The following is an 18,957-nucleotide window of genomic DNA, read 5'->3' on the forward strand; positions in this document are numbered from 1 at the left end:
GGAAATTCTATATAATATAAGTATAAAGAAAAATGCGTAGAAAATACTACGCATTATGATACTTTTGCTGATTTATTTTTTATAAATTTCGGTTGTTTCTGCACTAAAAACTTAGTCTTCGCTACCGAGAATACAAATAATGCAACCCATATACAGAAAAATGCAATCATATGAGTAGATGTGAAATGTTCACCAAATACGAATACACCTAAAATTAAGCTAATTGTTGGTGCAATATATTGTAAAAAACCTACCATATAAAGCGGAATAAGTTGGGCTCCTTTTGCAAAATAAAAAAGTGGTAGAGCTGTAACAATACCTGCTCCTATTAATAGTAATGTCGATAACATTGAAATAGATCCAAATGAGCCGAAACCATGGGCGCCTGTCATAACAAGGTAAATGATTGCAAGCGGTGTCACTAACATCGTTTCCATCGTAAGTCCAATTGTAGCATCATAGTTTAACAGTTTTTTCGTTAATCCGTATAATCCAAATGAAAAGGCAAGTGAAAGAGAAACCCACGGAATAGATCCGAAACGCACTGTTAAAATGATAACCCCCACTCCAGCTAAACCAACTGCAACATATTGCCAGAAGTTTAACTTTTCCTTTAAAACGACTGTACCAAGTAAAATACTAATAAGCGGATTAATATAATAGCCAAGACTCGCTTCAATAACATGATTATGATTAACGGCCCATATGTAAACAAACCAGTTTCCGCTAATCAAGACTGAAGCTATTGTTAATGACATTAATAATTTAGGTCGTTTAAAAAGATTCACAAATTCCCCAATAAACTGACGAAACCTCTTCGTAACACCTAATACGAGTAACATAAAAACAAATGCCCAAACGATGCGGTGTGCTAATATTTCATCTGCTGGAACTTCCTCAACCCATTTCCAATAAATCGGTAGGATTCCCCACATCGTGTAAGCACCAGCCGCGTATAGTATCCCTTTTTTTTGCTCTGCTGATTGACTCCCCATCTTCCTTTTTCTCCTCTTCTCATTTTTTCTCCATTATACGGTCTCACATGCTCACTTTACCAATAATCAATCTGCATTTCTTTCGACATTTCTCATACAACGAATAATAAACATACCGTTATTACAACAAGTAACGGTATGCCGAAAACAAATTTCTTTTTATGAGTTTTATGATGAAACATATACATGCCGATCCAAGCTCCAACTGCTCCTCCAGCTGCCGCCGATAAAAACAACGTACTTTCTGGCGTTCTCCACTGTTTCTTCTTTGCTTTTCGTTTATCAAGCCCCATAAGGCTAAAAGCTATAACGTTAATAATAAGAAAATAAATCCATTTCATCGCTTTCTCTCCTTATGAAAAATTCGATTAATAGTAACACGAAAAAACGACGGAAACAACTGAAGAACTCTTTTTATCCAACTAGTTTCATTCCTTTTTCTTAATTAGTTACCTTCATATTTACATAACCAACTAAAATCGCAGTTAAAGCATTTAATATAGAAAAATGTTATGAGTAGAATCTTATATTTCATTACATTCATCCACTACCATATCATCAAAAAAATTGCTCTCAATCACTTTCTCATCAAAACGAAGAACTACAATTAGCCCTACATATAAAGAAACAAAATTTAGAAACCATTCCCCATTCTCATCTTTCTTAGCTAAGCATTTAAATATCTCTTGAAATTGCACCCGCTCGTCTGCAGCAACAATGTGACGTACACCAAAATATTTCAATACAAGATTCAGCTTCAGCTGTACGGATAATGATAAAATATATTTTAATAGCTTCGTATACTCTGCACTATCTTTTTGACTATACAACTTCACAAGCTTTGGATGTAAATTCGAAATCGATAATTCCTCGTCAGTCACTCTAGTTACTTCTATCGTTTCAATCATCTTTTTCATATCCATCACATTCACCCCTTCTGAAAAAATTCTAAAGCCAAAGAGTACTTAATTCAAAATGTACAACAATTGTGCGTTTCTCGTCTCTCGTTCTTCCTCACTGACTAAATCATACTTTTTTAGGAGGTGAAAAACATCATTTAATAATTTCTGTGAATGAATACCTTGCAAAAAACTCTTTAACTCTTTAAAGATCCCTTCAGGTAAAAAATTCTTTTGACTTTCAAGCTTATTCATCACATCTTCAATAGAATGATCAATGTTACATGCCATACTAAACTTCCCCCTCTATCCTCTATAAATAATATCCTCAGCTAACGATGTAAACACTTCTCCAACAAGAGAATCTTCATCATATACAGATGAACCATTATTTTCTTCACGTTTCGCAAAAGGTATTTTGGCAATTACTTCTGTTTGCAATTGTTCTGCAAGCATTTCGCCGCCGCCTTTTCCGAAGAGATAATTTTTCGATCCATCTTGTTCTTCATAATAAGCCATATTTTCCACAATACCTAAAATCTCATGCTTCGTATGTTTTGCCATTACACCAACTCTTGAAGCAACGAATGAAGCTATATTGTGCGGAGTTGTAACAATTATTTCTTTCGCTTGCGGAATCATCGCTGCAACATCAATCGCAACATCTCCTGTACCTGGTGGTAAATCAAGTAATAAATAATCTAATTCTCCCCAGTGCGTATTCGCAAGGAAATTTTGAATCCATTTATTTAGCATCGGTCCGCGCCACATCACTGGGTTATTTCCTTCTGTAAAGAATCCCATCGACATGATTTTAACACCGTGACTAATGACTGGAATTGCCGTTTGATCAATCATCGTTGGTTTCTTATTCGTTTCCATCATAGCTGGAATACTAAAACCATATATATCTGCATCTAATATCCCCACTTTTTTGCCCATACGAGCTAGTGCAGTTGCAAGATTAATTGTCACCGTTGATTTTCCAACTCCGCCTTTTCCGCTCGTTACAGTAATAAAACGTACTCCTGAATCCAGGTGAAGCATGCTCGGCATACCAGTTTCTGTTCTAGCATTTCGCTTTAACTTCTCTGTTAAAGCTGCACGTTCTTCTTGTGTCATAGAACCAAATGTTACCTCCACTTTAGAGGCACCAATTGCGTGAAGCGATTCTTCAATATCTTGTTGAATTTTTGCTTTTAACGGACAACCTTGGATTGTTAGTACTACTTCAAGTTTAACCTCTGTTCCGTTCATTTGTATATTTCTAACCATATTTAATTCTACAACACTTTTGTGTAACTCTGGATCCTCTACATGTTTTAATGCATTCATTATTTGTTCTTGAGTAAGCATAGAACTCATCCCTTCTCTTATTCTAATTTATATACAACATTTTCTTGGCACTTCATCTGGTGAAAAAGCTTATTATCCCCCGCTAACGGGTGGGATTAATGCGACTATATCTCCGGCTTTTATCATCTCTTCATTTATTACAAACTCTTCATTAACAGCCACCATCACTTTATCCAGCGATTGTAAACAATAGCTGGCTTTGAGCCATTCTTTTAATTGCTGCACTGTCATTTCTTGCTTTTCTGAAATTACTAATCGATCCGATCCAACTTCCTCACGCAAATTTGCAAACAGTAAAATTGTAATCATTTTCTCATTCTTCCTTCTTTGGTTTTCCTTCTGGATAAGGTGTGTTTTCAAGTTGATCTCCAACCCACATCGTTCCATCTTCCCAAAATTCTTTTTTCCAAATTGGAACGATTCGTTTTATACGTTCAATCGCGTACTCATTCGCTTCATAAGCTACTTTACGATGCGGTGATGAAACTGCAATGACTACCGCAATATCCATTATTTCTAGCCGCCCTACACGGTGCGTAATTGCTACTTTTGCATCCAGCCATCTTTCACTAATTTCTTCACCAATTCTCATAAGTTGTTTTACTGCCATCGGTTTATATGCTTCATACTCTAAATGTAGCGTTCGTTTTCCTTTTGTTAATTCTCTCACCGTACCAATAAATGTTGTAATCGCACCTGCTTCCCTTCTTGCGACTTTATTCGTTACTTCTTCAACTAAAATCGGTTTATCTACAATCTCAAATAGCGCTTGTCTCATTAGAACCACCTCTCACTTTATGAAATGTCCAAGGCCATTCACTACCTTCGTTATCTTCTAATAATAGAACATCAACAAACATATCTTTTTTATATCCTCTTGTCCCGCCCGGCAATACGATAAACGCATTTGATTCTGCCAATGAAGAAACTGAGCTAGATTTATCAAACCCTGATGGATAAGCGATTAATTTCCCCTCATCATATTGCAATTTTGCTCGTACAAATCTTGTAAATGGATTCGGTTTTAGAAAATCTTCTCCTAATAACGCTTTTTCTCTTTTTAAATGTACTTTTTCACTAAACATATACGTCCGAATACACGGTCTTACGAATAATTCAAACCCTACGTAACAAGCTGATGGATTCCCTGATAAACCAAATAATAACTTGCCATTTAATTGTGCTACAGTCGTAACACTTCCTGGTCGCATTGCAACTTTATTAAAAAGAACAGATGCACCTAACTTTTCGTAAATAGCTGGTAAGTAATCATAATCTCCTACTGATACACCGCCCGTTGTAATTAACATATCTACTTGGCCAAGCGCTTCTTTCACAGCTGTAAAACACGTATTAAAATCATCACTAAACTTCCCAAAATATTTTACTCTTCCGCCCGCTCTTCGAATTTGAGACAATATCATGTACGTATTACTGTTTCGGATTTTCCCTGGCTGTAATGAATCATTGACATCCAGTAATTCACTCCCAGTCGCTAACAGTCCAATTACAGGCTTTCTCGCAACTGGTACTTCACTATAACCGAATGTAGCAAGAAGAGCTGAAATACCTGGATTAATGTACAATCCCTTCTTTGCAAGAACTGTTCCTTTACGAGCATCTTCACCTTGAAAAGAAATATTGTCGCCCGTTTTGAATGATCGCTTCACTTCCATATAATTGTTGCCATTCTTCTCATATTGACGAGTCAGCTCTAACATAACAACCGCATCACACCCATTCGGAATTTGTGCTCCTGTCATAATTCGAACTGCTTGAAATGGACCTACTTTCTCATGGAATAGCGATCCTGCACCAATTTCACCCACTACTTCAAATACAACTGGCGTTTCATAACTTGCTAAATTAGTATCTTCTGCTCGAATAGCAAATCCGTCATACGGCGAACGATTAAATGACGGTACATCATGGTCAGCTACTAAATCCTCTGCTAATATACGTCCATAAGCTAATTCAATTGGTAATAGCTCCTTTAAGCCCTTATCAGCAAATCCCATCACTTTACGAACAGCTTCTTCAACCGTAATTGGCACTCTTCTTTCCATTGTTGACACCCTCTCTATTAACCGAATACGCGATAATATAGTTGTTTCGCTTTCGAAATATCATTTGTACCATGAATAAAAACACGACCATCCCGAAAAAAAACGATGCGGTAATCATCGAATTGGCAAGATAGTAAATACGGATTCCGATCTACTTTTCCCAGTTTTTTTAATACTTTTTCTATATCATCAAAATTGTATTTCCTATTGTCTACTGTTCTAATTTGAACTGTATTTCTTCCGCATAAAACAGCTGCTTTCGTTTGATTTTCGTATGATAAATAAGGATAAGTTCGATTCAAACCGCATGAGAGACAAGCGTCTGTTTTTATTTTCCCTAATTTTATAAAATGATTTTGATTACTCCATATATCAAACATGAAAAATGTTTTTCTAATTGCTGAGAAATCTTCCACTAAAATTTTGAGCGCTTCTGCCACTTGATATGCTGCGACGATTTGAACAGTCGGGCTAATAATCCCAGCAGTATCACACGTCACACCTGTAACAGGGATATTTTTCAGCATACAATGTAAACACGGTGTCTCTTGCGGAATAATTATATAACTCATACCATATGATCCAACGCAAGAACCATATACCCACGGAATATTATGTTTTTGTGATAAATCATTTATTACAAATCGAATATCAAAATTATCTGTTGCATCAATGATTACATCTACATTTTTTAATAGACCTTCCATATTTTCTGAAGTTGCATCCATTACGAAAGCATGTATTTGTACTTCCGAATTAATTTGTTCTAGCCGATTTTTTGCAGCAATTGCTTTCGGCATTTTCTCTCTCGCATCTTGTTCAGAGTACAATTGTTGCCTTTGTAAATTACTCCATTCAACGTAGTCACGATCGATAATCGTCAACTTACCAACACCTGCACGTACGAAACTTTCGGCACTTGCACTTCCTAATGCGCCTGCCCCTACAATTAACACATGTTTATTTCGAATTTTTTCTTGTCCTTTACTCCCAATTGGTTTGAACAACTGTTGTCGTGAATACCGATCAGCCATTACATACCCTTCCTCTCAAGAACTCTATTTCATATTAGAATGTTGTTTCTGATAACAAGCAAAGTAAGCAAAACCAACAAACCCAGCTCCTCCAATTACATTTCCGATAAAAACAGGAACAAAATTTTTAGCCAGATCCATCCACGTTAGATGACCAGCAAAAATAACAGCGGAAATGACAAACATATTTGCTACTACTTGCTGAAATCCAATCACTACAAATGCCATAATTGGAATCCAAATTCCGATGATTTTCCCGACAAAATCACTCGTCCCGTAAGCGAGCCAAAGAGCAAGACAAACGAGCCAATTACAACCAATTGCTAAAATCAAAGTTCTCCCAAATGATTCATGTAACTTCCCTTCCGCTATCGCTACCGTTTTATTTAAATACTCTCCCTCTGTTAATCCGCCAAGATGTCCAAAACAATACGCAACGAAAATTGCCCCAATAAAGTTCATGAGAGTAATCCAAACCCAGTTATTCAGTACACTTATCAATGTAATTTTCTTTGCATAAAGCGCCATAGACAGTGACATCATATTTCCCGTAATTAATTCTCCTCCTGCTAATACTACGAGCATGAGTCCAACAGGAAATACTGCTCCTCCTAAAACATTCACTAGACTTCCCCAGCGCTCAGGTAAATTCCCTAAAACTCGAATGTTAAGTAAAAAACCTATCGCAATAAACGCTCCTCCTAAAAAACCGAGAATAAGCATCGCTGGCAATGTCTGTCTTACTTTTTGAACACCGGCCTCAATGACAAGCTCAGCAATTTGTTCCGGCTTATGAAATGCCATTACCCATTCCTCCATTTTCTCCAAATAAAAAAGCAGCTTCAAAAAACCTCCTCAAAATAAAGGTTTTTGAATGCTGCTTAATTTCTCTGCACATCTTTTACAGAGATATCAATCATCACTTTTACTATAAAATAGAAAATCCACAACTCTTGTAAATTTTCCATTTTTCACTATGACGCTAGCTATATATATTAACCACCGATATGTGACATTTCAATTTTAGGTATTGTTTTCTTATTTGTATGATTTAAGCGTTCATCTGAATAACGATCTTCCCTATTATTCCATATATCGCGTACTACATCTGTAATGTCCTCATCTGTATGTTCAGAACGAAGCAATTCTCTTAAATCATTTCCTTTAGAAGCAAATAAGCAAGTATATAATTTTCCTTCTGCAGAAATACGAGCTCTCGTACATGATGAGCAAAAAGAATCTGTTACTGATGAAATAATACCTATTTCCTCATCGCTTCCTATATAACGATACCTAGTAGCCACTTCACCAGAATAATTTGCTTCTATCCGTTCTAACGGCATAACTTGATGAATCGTATCTACTATTTCTTGTTTAGAGACGACCTCTTTTAAATCCCAACCATTATAATTTCCAACATCCATATACTCAATAAAACGAAGAATATGCTTATTTTCCTTAAAATATTGCGCCATCTGCAAAATGTCCTGTTCGTTTTTTCCCTTTTGAACGACCATGTTTATTTTAATTTTCATTCCAACTTCAGCTGCAGCCTGTATTCCTTCCAGAACCCTTTGCACTTTGCTCCTATTACCATTTAAATAGAAAAACCGCTCTTCTTCTAAGGAATCTAAGCTAACTGTTACACGTGATAGTCCCGCCTTATATAAATCAGGAGCAAACTTTTTAAGTAACGATCCATTGGTTGTTAAACCGATATCTTCTACACCATCAATTTTATTAAGGCGCTCAATAAGCTTTGGAAGCCCTCTTCGAAGTAACGGTTCTCCGCCTGTAATCCGTAATTTTCTCACACCTAAAGAAACGAAAATACGTGTTATCCTTTCAATTTCATCAAAAGATAAAATTTTATCATTAGACAAAAACGAGTAATCAGGACCAAATATTTCTTCTGGCATACAATATCGGCAGCGAAAATTACAGCGATCAGTAACTGAAATACGTAAATCCTTTAACGGACGTTGCAACTTGTCTAATGTAACTGATTTCATCTTCATTGCCTCACTTTTATTTTATATTTAAAACACGTTCTGGATGGGTATATACATTTAAGGAGTGATTACGAATAAATCCTATTGTCGTAATACCTAAATCTTCCGCTAGTTGCAAAGCTAACTCAGTTGGAGCTGATTTTGACAGTATAATTTCACAACCGATTTTTGCAACTTTCAATAATATTTCCGAAGAAATACGACCACTAAAAACAATGATTTTATCTTTTATAGAAATATCGTTTCTTAAACAATAACCGTAAATTTTGTCTAGTGCATTATGCCTACCAATATCCATTCGGCTTAAAATAATACCATTAACATCACATAAAGCTGCATTATGAACCCCACCAGTACGATGAAACGTATCCGCAGATTGCTGCATTTCTTTCATTAACCGAAAACAATCATCGGCAGCAACCTGTACATGGACACCCTTCATTTTTTTTGCACTTAGTGCATCATTTGCAAAAACAAACCCTTGCCTACTCATACCACAACAAGACGTAATATAGCGTTTATTTTGCATTTGTTCATAATACGGATTTACTTTTGTCGTTGTTACATGCACAAATCCTTCTTTCTCCTGCACCCATACACTATCAATGTCTTCATACTTCCGAATGATTCCTTCAGACGCTAAGAAGCCTATTACCATATCTTCTATATATTCTGGAGTACTAACCATTGTAACAAACTCCTGTCCGTTCATTTTAATGGTGACAGGAAACTCTGTTACAATGCTGTCCTCTATATGTTTAAATGCTCCTTGTTCATAACGAAAGATTTCTCTTTCTACCTGTATCGGTTTCACGATCAGTATCCTTCTCTCACGTTATATTTTTATCAAAAACAAATACAGAAACTGCAATATCTTCTTCTACTTTCATATCTGAAAACAAATTCACTAATTTCGCTCCAACAAGTTCCTCCAAATGTTCACGGGAATTCGCAGCATACACTTCTTGAATCATTTTCGTTCTAGCCATATGAACCATTTCCGCACCGTCCATCGTACTTGAAATAAATTTTTCAGTAGGTGTTAAGTTTCCATAAAGAGTCGCTATAGCCATATTTTCCGCAAAAACAGTATGAATTCGTTCTGGTCCTTTTCCGAAAAGTTCCTTTCGAAGTTTTCGTATCATATCATTAAATTCATGTACTTTTTTTGACATACAATTATACCTCCCAAAAGCCTCATTTTACTCTATTATATATTTTACCAAAATGAGCCTTCCGCCCAAACTATTTCCTACAAATATTTGGGCGGAAAGGTTCACTTCATGAAGTTTATTCGTCTTTTAACCCTTTCCCCATACCTTTTAAGAAATGAAGCCCAAACCCGATAGCACGGTTAATATCTGGGTCTTTCAATACTTTCATAAGATCGAATACCCCTACTTTTTTATTACTTTCTAGATGTTCATTACCTTCTTCTAGCCCGACTAATAAACTACCTATAAGCTTTTTCGTAAGTTCTGGGTCAAGTTCAGTTAACGCACCTGCAGCGCCCATCATATTATTAATTAAATTTGTAACAGGCTCACGAGTTACTTGACCTAGAACAATTTTCGCAATTGGTTCTTTCGCTTTTAGCATTGAATTTGCAGCTTCTAGCATTCCAATGTCATTTAATTCCCCTACTATATTAAACATCTGATTTAGAGCTTCTTCATTATTAGTTAGAAGCTCTTTTAAATCATCTAACTTTTGCTGTTTTATTTCTTCCTCAGTTAATTCTTGTTTTTGAATCATTTTTATAGGTGCAGCCATAGTTTTCTCCTCCTACTTATCCGTTAAATGCACATATCCTGGACGTGCCCACTTACGATGTACCTCAATTCCAGCTTGAGGGTGACGTTTTTTATTGCGTGGGTTCGCTTTTGGCATCGGATTTTCGCCATCAACTTCTAATACTTCCATACGTACTTTTGTTTGTTTATACGCAGGTGTATTCGTACGTACATCCACAGCAGGACCTGTTAAGAAATTAATTGCCGTTTCGTTATCTGTAGAGTTCATCGGTAAATATAACTCATTCGCTTTTACACGATCTGTAACGAGTGCACGTAATTTTAATGCTCCAAAAGGAGAGACAAGACGAACTAACGAACCTGTTTTTACGCCACGTTCTTTTGCAAGGTCTGGAGAGATTTCAACGAAAACACCAGGTACTTTCGTTTGAATACCTGTTGATTTATTTGTCATATTCCCTTCATGGAAATGCTCAAGCATACGACCGTTGTTAATGTGAAGGTCAAACTCAGCTGGAAATTCAGCTGGACGTACCCAGTCAGCAATCGCAAAACGAGCCTTTTTATCTGGGAAGTTAAATCCGTCTTGGAACAGAAGTGGTGTATTCGTTCCATCAAAACTTCCCCAATGGAAACTGTTCCATCCTTCAAGCACTTCATAGTTCGCTTGCGAGAACAATGGTGATAAACTTGCCATCTCAGCAAAGATTTCACTTGGGTGGCTATAATTCCAGTTTGCACCTAGTTTATTCGCAACTTCCTGGACGATCCACCAGTCTGGTTTCGCATCTCCTAGCGTAGGAAGAACTTGATATAATCTTTGGACACGGCGCTCTGTATTTGTGAAAGTACCTTCTTTCTCAAGAGATGGCGCTGCTGGTAATACAACATCTGCATATTGAGCAGTTTTAGAAAGGAAAACATCTTGCACAACGAAGAAATCAAGGCTCGATAACACTTCATGTACATGATTTGCATTAGAATCTACAAGAGCCATATCTTCTCCGACAAGATACATTGCTTTCATTTTTCCTTCGTCAATTGCGTGAAGCATTTCGATATTATTAAGACCTGGTTCACTATCAATTTTCACTCCGTAAGCAGTTTCAAATTTCGCACGTTCCATTTCGTTAGTAACGTGCTGATATCCTGGAAGCCATCCTGGTAAAGTACCCATATCACAAGCACCTTGTACGTTATTGTGGCCTCGAAGTGGGTATGCGCCTGCTCCTGGACGACGGTAGTTCCCTGTTGCAAGAAGTAAGTTTGAAATTGCAGCGGAAGTATCAGAACCACCTGTATTTTGCGTTACCCCCATACCCCAAAGGATACATGTACCATCTGCATCACGAATCATTCCAGCCATTTGAATAAGCGTTTCTTTTGAAATGCCTGTTACTTCTTCTGCATATTCAAGTGTATATTCCTCTAGGCTTTCTTTGAAATCTTCAAAGAAGTTTACATTCTCATTAATGAATTCCTGATCATGCCAACCTTGATCAATCATATATTTCGTAACAGCCATTAACCAAACTTGATCTGTTCCTTGTTTTGGACTAATAAAGACATCTGATCGCTCTGCCATTTCGGTTTTACGAAGATCAGCTACAATTAACTTTTGTCCGTGTAATTTATGTGCACGTTTAATACGTGTAGCTAGAACAGGATGACCTTCTGTCGGATTACATCCTACAATAATAACAAGACCAGATTGCGCAATATCTTTAATCGTTCCGGCATCACCGCCCATACCAATTGTACGGAACAAACCATCCGTTGCTGGTGATTGGCAATAACGTGAGCAGTTATCAATATTATTCGTTCCAAATACTTGTCGAGCTAATTTTTGAATTACATAATTGTCTTCATTTGTAATTTTAGAGGAAGAAATAAATCCGATAGAACCTTTACCGTACTCTTCTTTAATAGCGCCTAATTTATTTGCAACTACATTCAGTGCTTCTTCCCATGTAGATTCAACAAACGTTCCATTTTTACGAATTAAAGGTTTTGTTATTCGTTCTTTAGAATTTACGAAATCCCAACCAAATTTCCCTTTTACACAAGTGGAAATTGCGTTAACTGGTGCATCTGAAGATGGCTGTACTTTAAGAATTTTACGCCCCTTCGTCCACACTTCAAACGAACAACCTACACCACAAAATGTACATACTGTTTTCGTTTTCTTCGTACGAGTATCACGCATGGCCGCTTCCACTTCTGATACCGCAAAAATACCGCTATATCCAGGCTCAACTTCTTTAATTAAATCTACCATCGGTTCAAGAATATCTGGTTTTAATCCCGTCATAAATCCAGCTTCACCGAGCATCGTTTTCTCCATTAAAGCGTTACAAGGACAAATCGTTACACATTGACCACAGCTAACGCATGAAGAATCATTAATATTTACTCCTTCATCCCAAATAACTCGTGGGCGTTCCGCTTCCCAGTCTATCGATAACGTTTCATTTACTTGTAAGTTTTGACACACCTCAACGCATTGACCGCATGCAATACATTGATTAGGATCATAGCGATAAAACGGATGCGTCATATCAACTTCACTTACATCTACTTTCGGTTCATACGGATATTTTTGATGTTCAATTTCCATTAATTCTGCTGTATTATGCAGTTTACAGTTCCCATTGTTATTGTCACATACTGTACAGTATAATAAATGATTTTCTAGTAACCGATCCATCGCCTCTGTTTGTGCTTCTTTTGCGCGAACAGAAGCACGTTCAATGTTCATACCTTCCGTTGCTATCGTCGAACAAGAACGCATTAACTTTCCGTCAACTTCTACAATACAAGTGTCACATGTTTGAATAGGAACTACTTCTGGCACGTAACAAATTTGCGGATGTTCAATCCCGTTCTCATTAATAACACCCAATATCGTTGAACCGGGCTCCGCTGTATACTTTTTTCCGTCAATTGTAATATGAACCATGTTGTTATTCATGGTCTTTCCCCCTTTTTGAGAATAAAAAAACTCCACCACGAAAATATACGCACCACATTTCGGCACGTTATTATCATGGTGGAGTAGTTTATTAGCACATCTTGCTAAAATACCAATCCATTTATTCATAAATAAAACGATAGAGTCATAACAGGTCATATCACGATTCCATCTTTAACACTATAATTATAGCGTTAAAGTTAAAAATATACAATATAAAATTTAAACTACGCATATGTCAGCTTGTAACTATCCATAATAACCCATATAAAGTGAAACTTTAATCAGTGGGGGGTTTTCTTCATCCCCCACTGATTATCAGCCCTCACCAATCGGGATAAAACATAACAAGGAGTAAGCGAACAAATGGGGTCTTTTAATAAATGGATTCTTGGTGAAAAATCTCTTTCTACCCAAGAGCAAGCTGATTACGCATTAAATAAATCTATCTCTTCTTCCCTTTCCCTTAATTTAAAGCACTTGTCCAAACTGTTTAGCGGTATTCCAGAATTAATAACACGCACTTTTCCATTAAAAAACGGACAGGAAGCTGCACTCATATATATGGAAGGACTTGTAGACAAAACTGTTATTAACGTAAACATTCTTCGTCCTCTCTTATTTAAAGAGTGGAATGAAGACGATTTTTGGAAAGCCTCTGTTTCTATCGGAAATATTAAAAAAGTTCAACAGTGGACAGACATTGAACAATCTCTTTTACACGGCAAAAGTATTTTATTTATAAACGGACAACTATCCGCTTTAGAGCTCGATACGCAAGCGGCACCAAAAAGGAGTATTGAAGAACCTACAACAGAGAGCTCCATAAAAAGCTCACACGAAGGATTTAATGAAGTAGCGAGCGACAGCCTTGCACTTATTCGTCGATATATTCCAAATCGCGAACTGAAAGTGAAGGAATTCACTGTTGGTGAACGAGCTACTTCAAAGGTTTTTTTGCTTTATCTAGCAGATGTTGCGAACGAAAATGTCGTAAAAGAAATGGCATCCCGTATCGAGTCAGTAAAAGTTGATGCGATTCTTACTACTGGTGAATTAGAGGGGTTTGTTGAAGATAATTCATTTACTCTCTTTCCGCAATTATCAATAACTGAACGCCCCGACACAACAGCACATCATATTCTTGATGGGCGAATTGCCGTTGTTGTAGATCGCTCACCAGGCGTATTAATAGGACCTATGACCTTTTCATCCTTTTTTCAGACGATAGATGATTACAGCTTCAGACCTATGATTCCATCTTTTATACGACTCCTTCGTTTCACTGGGCTATTTATTGCAATATTTGCTCCTGCTCTTTATATTGCTATGATTTCCTTCCATTATGAAGTGATTCCGCTCAAATTGTTGTTAACGATTGGAGAATCTCGAGCCAAAATTCCTTTTCCTCCCATATTAGAAGCTTTATTAATGGAATTAGTTCTCGAAATGCTCCGAGAAGCAGCGATTCGGCTTCCTGGACCTGTTGGGCAAACAATCGGCGTCGTAGGAGGAATTGTAATTGGACAAGCTGCCGTTCAAGCTGGGATTGTTAGTAACGTTATGGTTATCGTCGTATCAATTACTGCGGTTGCCTCCTTCATTATTCCTAACTTAGAAATGTCAGCAGGAATTCGGCTTCTTCGATTCCCAATGATGATAGCCGCCTCTTTATTTGGCGTCATTGGAATTATGGTTGGGATGGCGATCATTATTATTCATATACTTTCTATGGAATCTCTCGGTGTTCCTTATGGTAGTCCTTTTTCTCCGTTATTTGCTTCGGATTTAAAAGATACCCTTGTACGTTTCCCATGGAAAATTATGAAGAAACGGCCACTATCTCTACAATTAAAACAAGATAACCGGCAAAGAGATGTTGAGGAAAAGGAGGATAATAAGTGACAAAACGTGCAAAGAGGGAGATTAGTTTATTTCAATACATTTTAACGATTAGTGGTGTTCAAGTAGGATTCGGTGTCCTTACACTTCCGCGTGAAGTTGCACAAGGGGCAAATACAGATGGCTGGATGTCTATTATTATTGGATGTGCTCTCACTACTTTAGTCAGTTTATGTATTGTGAAAATTATGGAAAAGCATCCTGGATATACTTTACTCGATGTGCTAACTCGTTATCTTGGGAAGTGGCTAGGAAGAGTAGGAATGATTTTTTGGATTTTATATGCTGTCCTTGCAGCTATTTCCTTAATTTTTTCCCTCTTATACGTTATTCACATTTGGATTTTACCTAGAACTCCAATGTTTTTAATTATGATTTTACTATCTATTCCAATGTTAATGCTAGCATGTAAAGGCGTTCTTATTATAAGTCGCTATGCTGTTTTCACTGTATTTTTCACACTATGGATGCCTTTTCTATTGTTTATTCCGCTTAAAGATGGGCATTGGATTTATCTTCTTCCTCTTCTTAAAGAAGGCTGGATACCAGTTTTAAACACAGTAAAATCAACTATCATTGCGTTTCTCGGATTTGAGTTTGCATTTGTCCTTTATCCTTATCTCAGTAATAAATCATCTGCAAAAAAAGGAATTGTTCTTGCGAATTTGATTACGCTATTTATTTATCTTCAAGTCACCTTTGTCTCTTTTGTTTATTTTAGTCCAGATGGTATAACAAAGTTTTTATGGCCGACTCTTTCTCTTGTTACACCGTTTCACTTCTCATTTCTTGAGCGATTTGAAATTATCTTTTTGTCATTTTATCTCTTTATTATTTTTGATTCCTGTATTCCTTATATTTTCACTGCTTCAGATGGAATTAATCAATTTCTTAACAAAAAAGGCAGTTCATTACCTATTTATGTTTTATTATTCGGGTGTATTTTCATCTTATTCTTTTATATCCCTTCTTCTTATCAGATAAGTGCGTTGCGGGAATTTTGGGGAACTGCTAGTTATTTTATCGTTTTTCTATTCCCAGTCGTATTTCTCTTATACATGACACTTTATCAGCATTGGAAAAGGAGAAGAGTTTAAATGAGGCGCTTTATTCATTTCACTATACTTTACTTTCTCATAACCTTTTTAACAGGCTGTGGAGATCGACTCGACTTAGAAAAACAATCGATTTCATTAATTTACGGCTTTGACGCAAAAGCAAAAGGAAAATTAATTGTGTACCACGTGAATCCTATTTTTAATGAAGACGTAGAAAAAAAGTACGAAACACATGAAGCGAAAGTACGTACACCTCGAGAAGCAAAAGCAACGTTTAATAGCTCAAGTGGCGGTTTAGTATCTACAGAAAAGTTACAGCTCATTTTATTTAGCACAAATTTTTTAAAACAAGAAGGGGCTATGCCTTACCTTGATGTTTGGTATCGTGATCCTAAAAACACTGGAAACATGCGCATGGTTGCAGTAGACGGTCCAATTTCTTCAGTTATATATAATAACTTTAAAGATAAGCCTGCCCTTCCCGAGTATTTAACAGATTTAATTAATACGAACAAACTGTACAATCGGACCGTTTTTACGACATTCCATGAATTTCACAGGCAAACGTTTAATAAAGGTATAACACCTGCTATTTCAGAAATAAAAAAAGGTAAAAAGGATGTTATCGTTACTGGTTCCGCGCTATTAACTTCTCGCGGAATTTATAAAATGTCATTAAATCGTTATGAAAGCGCCCTTCTTCTTTTGTTACAAAAGAAAGCGAATACACCGGTTTCGCTTACATTGAAAATCCCTTCTACTTCAGTTGAAAGTAATAGTGATTTAAAAGATACCGATGGCGGCGATTTCGTAACAATAAATGTTCTTAGCATGAATCGTGATATCCATACAGATTATAGCGATAACCACTTCAAATTTCATGTTAAAATGGATTTGAAAATTGCTGTCTCTGAACTTACATTCAATATGGATATAGACAAAGATAGAAAGAAATTAACTTCTCTTATTACAAAACAACTAAACAAAGATTTGAACGATTTAATCCACAACATTCAAAAACAGCAACTTGATCCATTCGGATTTGGTGATTATGCGAGAGCGTTTCAATATAAAGAATGGAAACAAGTCGAAGATGATTGGCCGAGTGCCTTTTCAAAAGCTAATGTGAAAGTGGCACCAACTATTAAAATTTTAGAAAATGGGATTATTAAATAGAAAAAACACGCTACTTGTTCTTATATGAATAAGTAGCGTGTTTTCATTTCCATTACAAGTATTATTTCAATGGACTATACTTTATTTCTATTTCTATTTCTATTTCTATTTCTAACATTACTATGTTTTTTAGCATATACAAAATATATGAAAACACCTATTATAATCCATGCCACAAAACTAATTAAAGTAAGCTTAGAAAGGTTCAAAGCTAAATATATACAACTTAATATCGAAACGATAGGTAAAAAAGGTACTAGAGGAGCACGGAATGGCCTCTTCATATTAGGATGTGTCTTTCTTAATACAATGACAGCTATAGATACAAACACAAATGCTGTTATCGTTCCCATATTCACTAAATTAGCTAATAAATTCAAATCCACTAATCCCGCTAATAAAGCTGCTAGTATACCTGTAACCCATGTATTAAAAAATGGAGTTTGTAAACGTTTATGGACACTTGAAAGTCTTTTTGGTAACAATCCATCTCGACTCATCGAGTAAGATACACGAACAAATGCAAACATAGCTACTAACAGAACTGTTGTTAGCCCTGCTATCGCTCCCACCGATAACAACCCAGCAATTCTATCTTCTCCTACAGTGCGCAACGCATATGCAACAGGATCAGCAACATTTAATTCCGTAAACGGAACCATTCCAGTTAACACGAATGAAACACCTACATATAGAACCGTACAAATGAACAAGGAAACAAGTAGCCCAATTGGCACGTTACGTTGTGGACGCTTCACTTCTTCTGCGGCTGTTGCAACTGCATCAAATCCTAAAAAAGCAAAAAATACAGTAGCAGCGCCTCCTACCACACCGTGAAAACCAAACGGTAGAAATGGTTGCCAATTCTCTGGTCTTACATATTGTGTCCCTACAACAATAAACCCTACAATAACAGCCAGTTTAATAATAACCATTATATTATTTATTCGTGCACTTTCTTTTGCACCACGGCTTAATAAAAATGTAACAACTAAAATAATAAGAACTGCTGGTAAATCAATGATTCCACCCTTCCCCATTCCTGGTGCCGAAGCAAAAATCGTAGGAATGTGAATATTAAAACCTAGTAGCAATGACTGAAAATATGCTGACCAGCCTGCTGCAACCGCAGAAGTCGCTAATAAATACTCCAGCATAACACACCAGCCAACTATAAATGCAAAAATCTCACCTAGTGTCATATATGTATATGAATATACACTTCCCGAAACTGGAACTGTAGATGCAAATTCAGCATAACAGAAAGCTACACATGCACATATAATTGCCGCTAATACAAAAGATAATACAATCGCCGGACCAGCATGTTTCGCTGCTACAATACCAGTTAATACGAAAATACCTGTACCAATAATTGCTCCAATCCCTAAAAGAGTTAGATCAATCGCTCCTAAAGTTTGATTCAATACTTTTTTCTTTTCTTCATCCATTGCTTTCTTTATGAAAAGACTCATTCTTTGAAACCTCTTTTTCAAGTTTATCTCTTACTTGTTACATTCTTTATTACTGTTCTATTTTAAAAATAAAAATATACATAGTTCACTTCCCCTATAGACTTAGTAACCCACCTCAAAAAAAACAGAAAAATCAATCTCTTTATGCCGTATTGAATTTTCAAAATATTAATCGTACCAAAAAACCATTAAGAATGCTGATTGAATTTATCATACAATTAATTATATTGTCAATAATAAATCAATCAAAAACAATCGG

Annotated in this window: 19 protein-coding genes; 3 read left to right on the forward strand and 16 right to left on the reverse strand. The window is 36.3% G+C overall.

Annotated elements, in window-relative coordinates; genetic code table 11:
• Window positions 1–53: 53 nt before the first annotated feature.
• The 15 genes from rarD to fdhF form a co-directional block, all read right to left on the reverse strand.
• The gene (gene rarD / locus ACTFN4_RS00185; protein WP_000535539.1) at window positions 54–995 is read right to left on the reverse strand and encodes an EamA family transporter RarD; all 942 of its coding nucleotides are present in this window, start codon (window positions 993–995) and stop codon (window positions 54–56) included.
• A 92-nt stretch (window positions 996–1,087) separates the two neighbouring features.
• Complete coding sequence (locus tag ACTFN4_RS00190) at window positions 1,088–1,336, reverse strand: DUF1294 domain-containing protein (RefSeq protein WP_000871349.1); 249 nt, start codon at window positions 1,334–1,336, stop codon at window positions 1,088–1,090.
• Window positions 1,337–1,519: 183 nt separating this feature from the next.
• A complete protein-coding gene (locus ACTFN4_RS00195) occupies window positions 1,520–1,918 on the reverse strand; it encodes a hypothetical protein (protein WP_000367296.1) in 399 nt (132 codons plus the stop codon).
• Window positions 1,919–1,960: 42 nt separating this feature from the next.
• Window positions 1,961–2,185 (reverse strand): hypothetical protein, encoded by a 225-nt coding sequence (locus ACTFN4_RS00200; RefSeq protein ID WP_000752375.1) that lies wholly within the window; start codon window positions 2,183–2,185, stop codon window positions 1,961–1,963.
• Window positions 2,186–2,200: 15 nt separating this feature from the next.
• Window positions 2,201–3,250, reverse strand: coding sequence for a P-loop NTPase (locus ACTFN4_RS00205; protein ID WP_439962010.1), 1,050 nt, complete (start codon window positions 3,248–3,250; stop codon window positions 2,201–2,203).
• 72 nt (window positions 3,251–3,322) lie between these two features.
• On the reverse strand, window positions 3,323–3,559 hold the full coding sequence (moaD, locus tag ACTFN4_RS00210) for a molybdopterin converting factor subunit 1 (RefSeq protein ID WP_000628499.1): 237 nt from the start codon (window positions 3,557–3,559) through the stop codon (window positions 3,323–3,325).
• Between the two features lie 4 nt (window positions 3,560–3,563).
• Window positions 3,564–4,028, reverse strand: a complete 465-nt coding sequence (locus ACTFN4_RS00215; RefSeq protein ID WP_016123212.1) for a molybdenum cofactor biosynthesis protein MoaE — start codon at window positions 4,026–4,028, stop codon at window positions 3,564–3,566.
• The gene (locus ACTFN4_RS00220; RefSeq protein ID WP_439962011.1) at window positions 4,009–5,316 is read right to left on the reverse strand and encodes a molybdopterin molybdotransferase MoeA; all 1,308 of its coding nucleotides are present in this window, start codon (window positions 5,314–5,316) and stop codon (window positions 4,009–4,011) included. Before ACTFN4_RS00220 ends, ACTFN4_RS00215 begins: the two co-directional genes overlap by 20 nt.
• A gap of 17 nt (window positions 5,317–5,333) precedes the next feature.
• Complete coding sequence (locus tag ACTFN4_RS00225; protein WP_000785259.1) at window positions 5,334–6,350, reverse strand: molybdopterin-synthase adenylyltransferase MoeB; 1,017 nt, start codon at window positions 6,348–6,350, stop codon at window positions 5,334–5,336.
• 24 nt (window positions 6,351–6,374) lie between these two features.
• The gene (locus ACTFN4_RS00230; protein WP_000863998.1) at window positions 6,375–7,154 is read right to left on the reverse strand and encodes a formate/nitrite transporter family protein; all 780 of its coding nucleotides are present in this window, start codon (window positions 7,152–7,154) and stop codon (window positions 6,375–6,377) included.
• 191 nt (window positions 7,155–7,345) lie between these two features.
• Window positions 7,346–8,362, reverse strand: a complete 1,017-nt coding sequence (gene moaA / locus ACTFN4_RS00235) for a GTP 3',8-cyclase MoaA (RefSeq protein WP_000844124.1) — start codon at window positions 8,360–8,362, stop codon at window positions 7,346–7,348.
• A 16-nt stretch (window positions 8,363–8,378) separates the two neighbouring features.
• Window positions 8,379–9,176: a formate dehydrogenase accessory sulfurtransferase FdhD gene (gene fdhD, locus ACTFN4_RS00240; protein WP_000802688.1), complete on the reverse strand. Its 798-nt coding sequence runs from the start codon at window positions 9,174–9,176 to the stop codon at window positions 8,379–8,381.
• 16 nt (window positions 9,177–9,192) lie between these two features.
• The gene (locus ACTFN4_RS00245; RefSeq protein WP_000039582.1) at window positions 9,193–9,537 is read right to left on the reverse strand and encodes a DUF2294 domain-containing protein; all 345 of its coding nucleotides are present in this window, start codon (window positions 9,535–9,537) and stop codon (window positions 9,193–9,195) included.
• Between the two features lie 115 nt (window positions 9,538–9,652).
• Window positions 9,653–10,135, reverse strand: coding sequence for a DUF1641 domain-containing protein (locus ACTFN4_RS00250; protein WP_000729897.1), 483 nt, complete (start codon window positions 10,133–10,135; stop codon window positions 9,653–9,655).
• Between the two features lie 12 nt (window positions 10,136–10,147).
• Window positions 10,148–13,087 (reverse strand): formate dehydrogenase subunit alpha, encoded by a 2,940-nt coding sequence (fdhF, locus tag ACTFN4_RS00255; RefSeq protein ID WP_439962012.1) that lies wholly within the window; start codon window positions 13,085–13,087, stop codon window positions 10,148–10,150.
• A 366-nt stretch (window positions 13,088–13,453) separates the two neighbouring features.
• Between fdhF and ACTFN4_RS00260 the strand changes: the two genes are divergently transcribed.
• From ACTFN4_RS00260 to gerSC, 3 genes are read left to right on the forward strand one after another with little or no spacing between them, the layout of a single operon-like run.
• Window positions 13,454–14,992: a spore germination protein gene (locus tag ACTFN4_RS00260; protein WP_439962013.1), complete on the forward strand. Its 1,539-nt coding sequence runs from the start codon at window positions 13,454–13,456 to the stop codon at window positions 14,990–14,992.
• Complete coding sequence (locus ACTFN4_RS00265) at window positions 14,989–16,086, forward strand: endospore germination permease (protein WP_000166517.1); 1,098 nt, start codon at window positions 14,989–14,991, stop codon at window positions 16,084–16,086. Before ACTFN4_RS00260 ends, ACTFN4_RS00265 begins: the two co-directional genes overlap by 4 nt.
• Complete coding sequence (gene gerSC, locus ACTFN4_RS00270; RefSeq protein ID WP_001252213.1) at window positions 16,087–17,223, forward strand: spore germination protein GerSC; 1,137 nt, start codon at window positions 16,087–16,089, stop codon at window positions 17,221–17,223. It abuts the gene before it with no gap.
• A 74-nt stretch (window positions 17,224–17,297) separates the two neighbouring features.
• On the opposite strand, the gene ACTFN4_RS00275 is transcribed toward gerSC, so the two are convergent.
• Window positions 17,298–18,698: an APC family permease gene (locus ACTFN4_RS00275; RefSeq protein ID WP_439962014.1), complete on the reverse strand. Its 1,401-nt coding sequence runs from the start codon at window positions 18,696–18,698 to the stop codon at window positions 17,298–17,300.
• Window positions 18,699–18,957 lie beyond the last annotated feature (259 nt).

This window comes from Bacillus cereus group sp. MYBK95-2 (genome assembly GCF_051915225.1).
Lineage (GTDB): Bacteria > Bacillota > Bacilli > Bacillales > Bacillaceae_G > Bacillus_A > Bacillus_A cereus.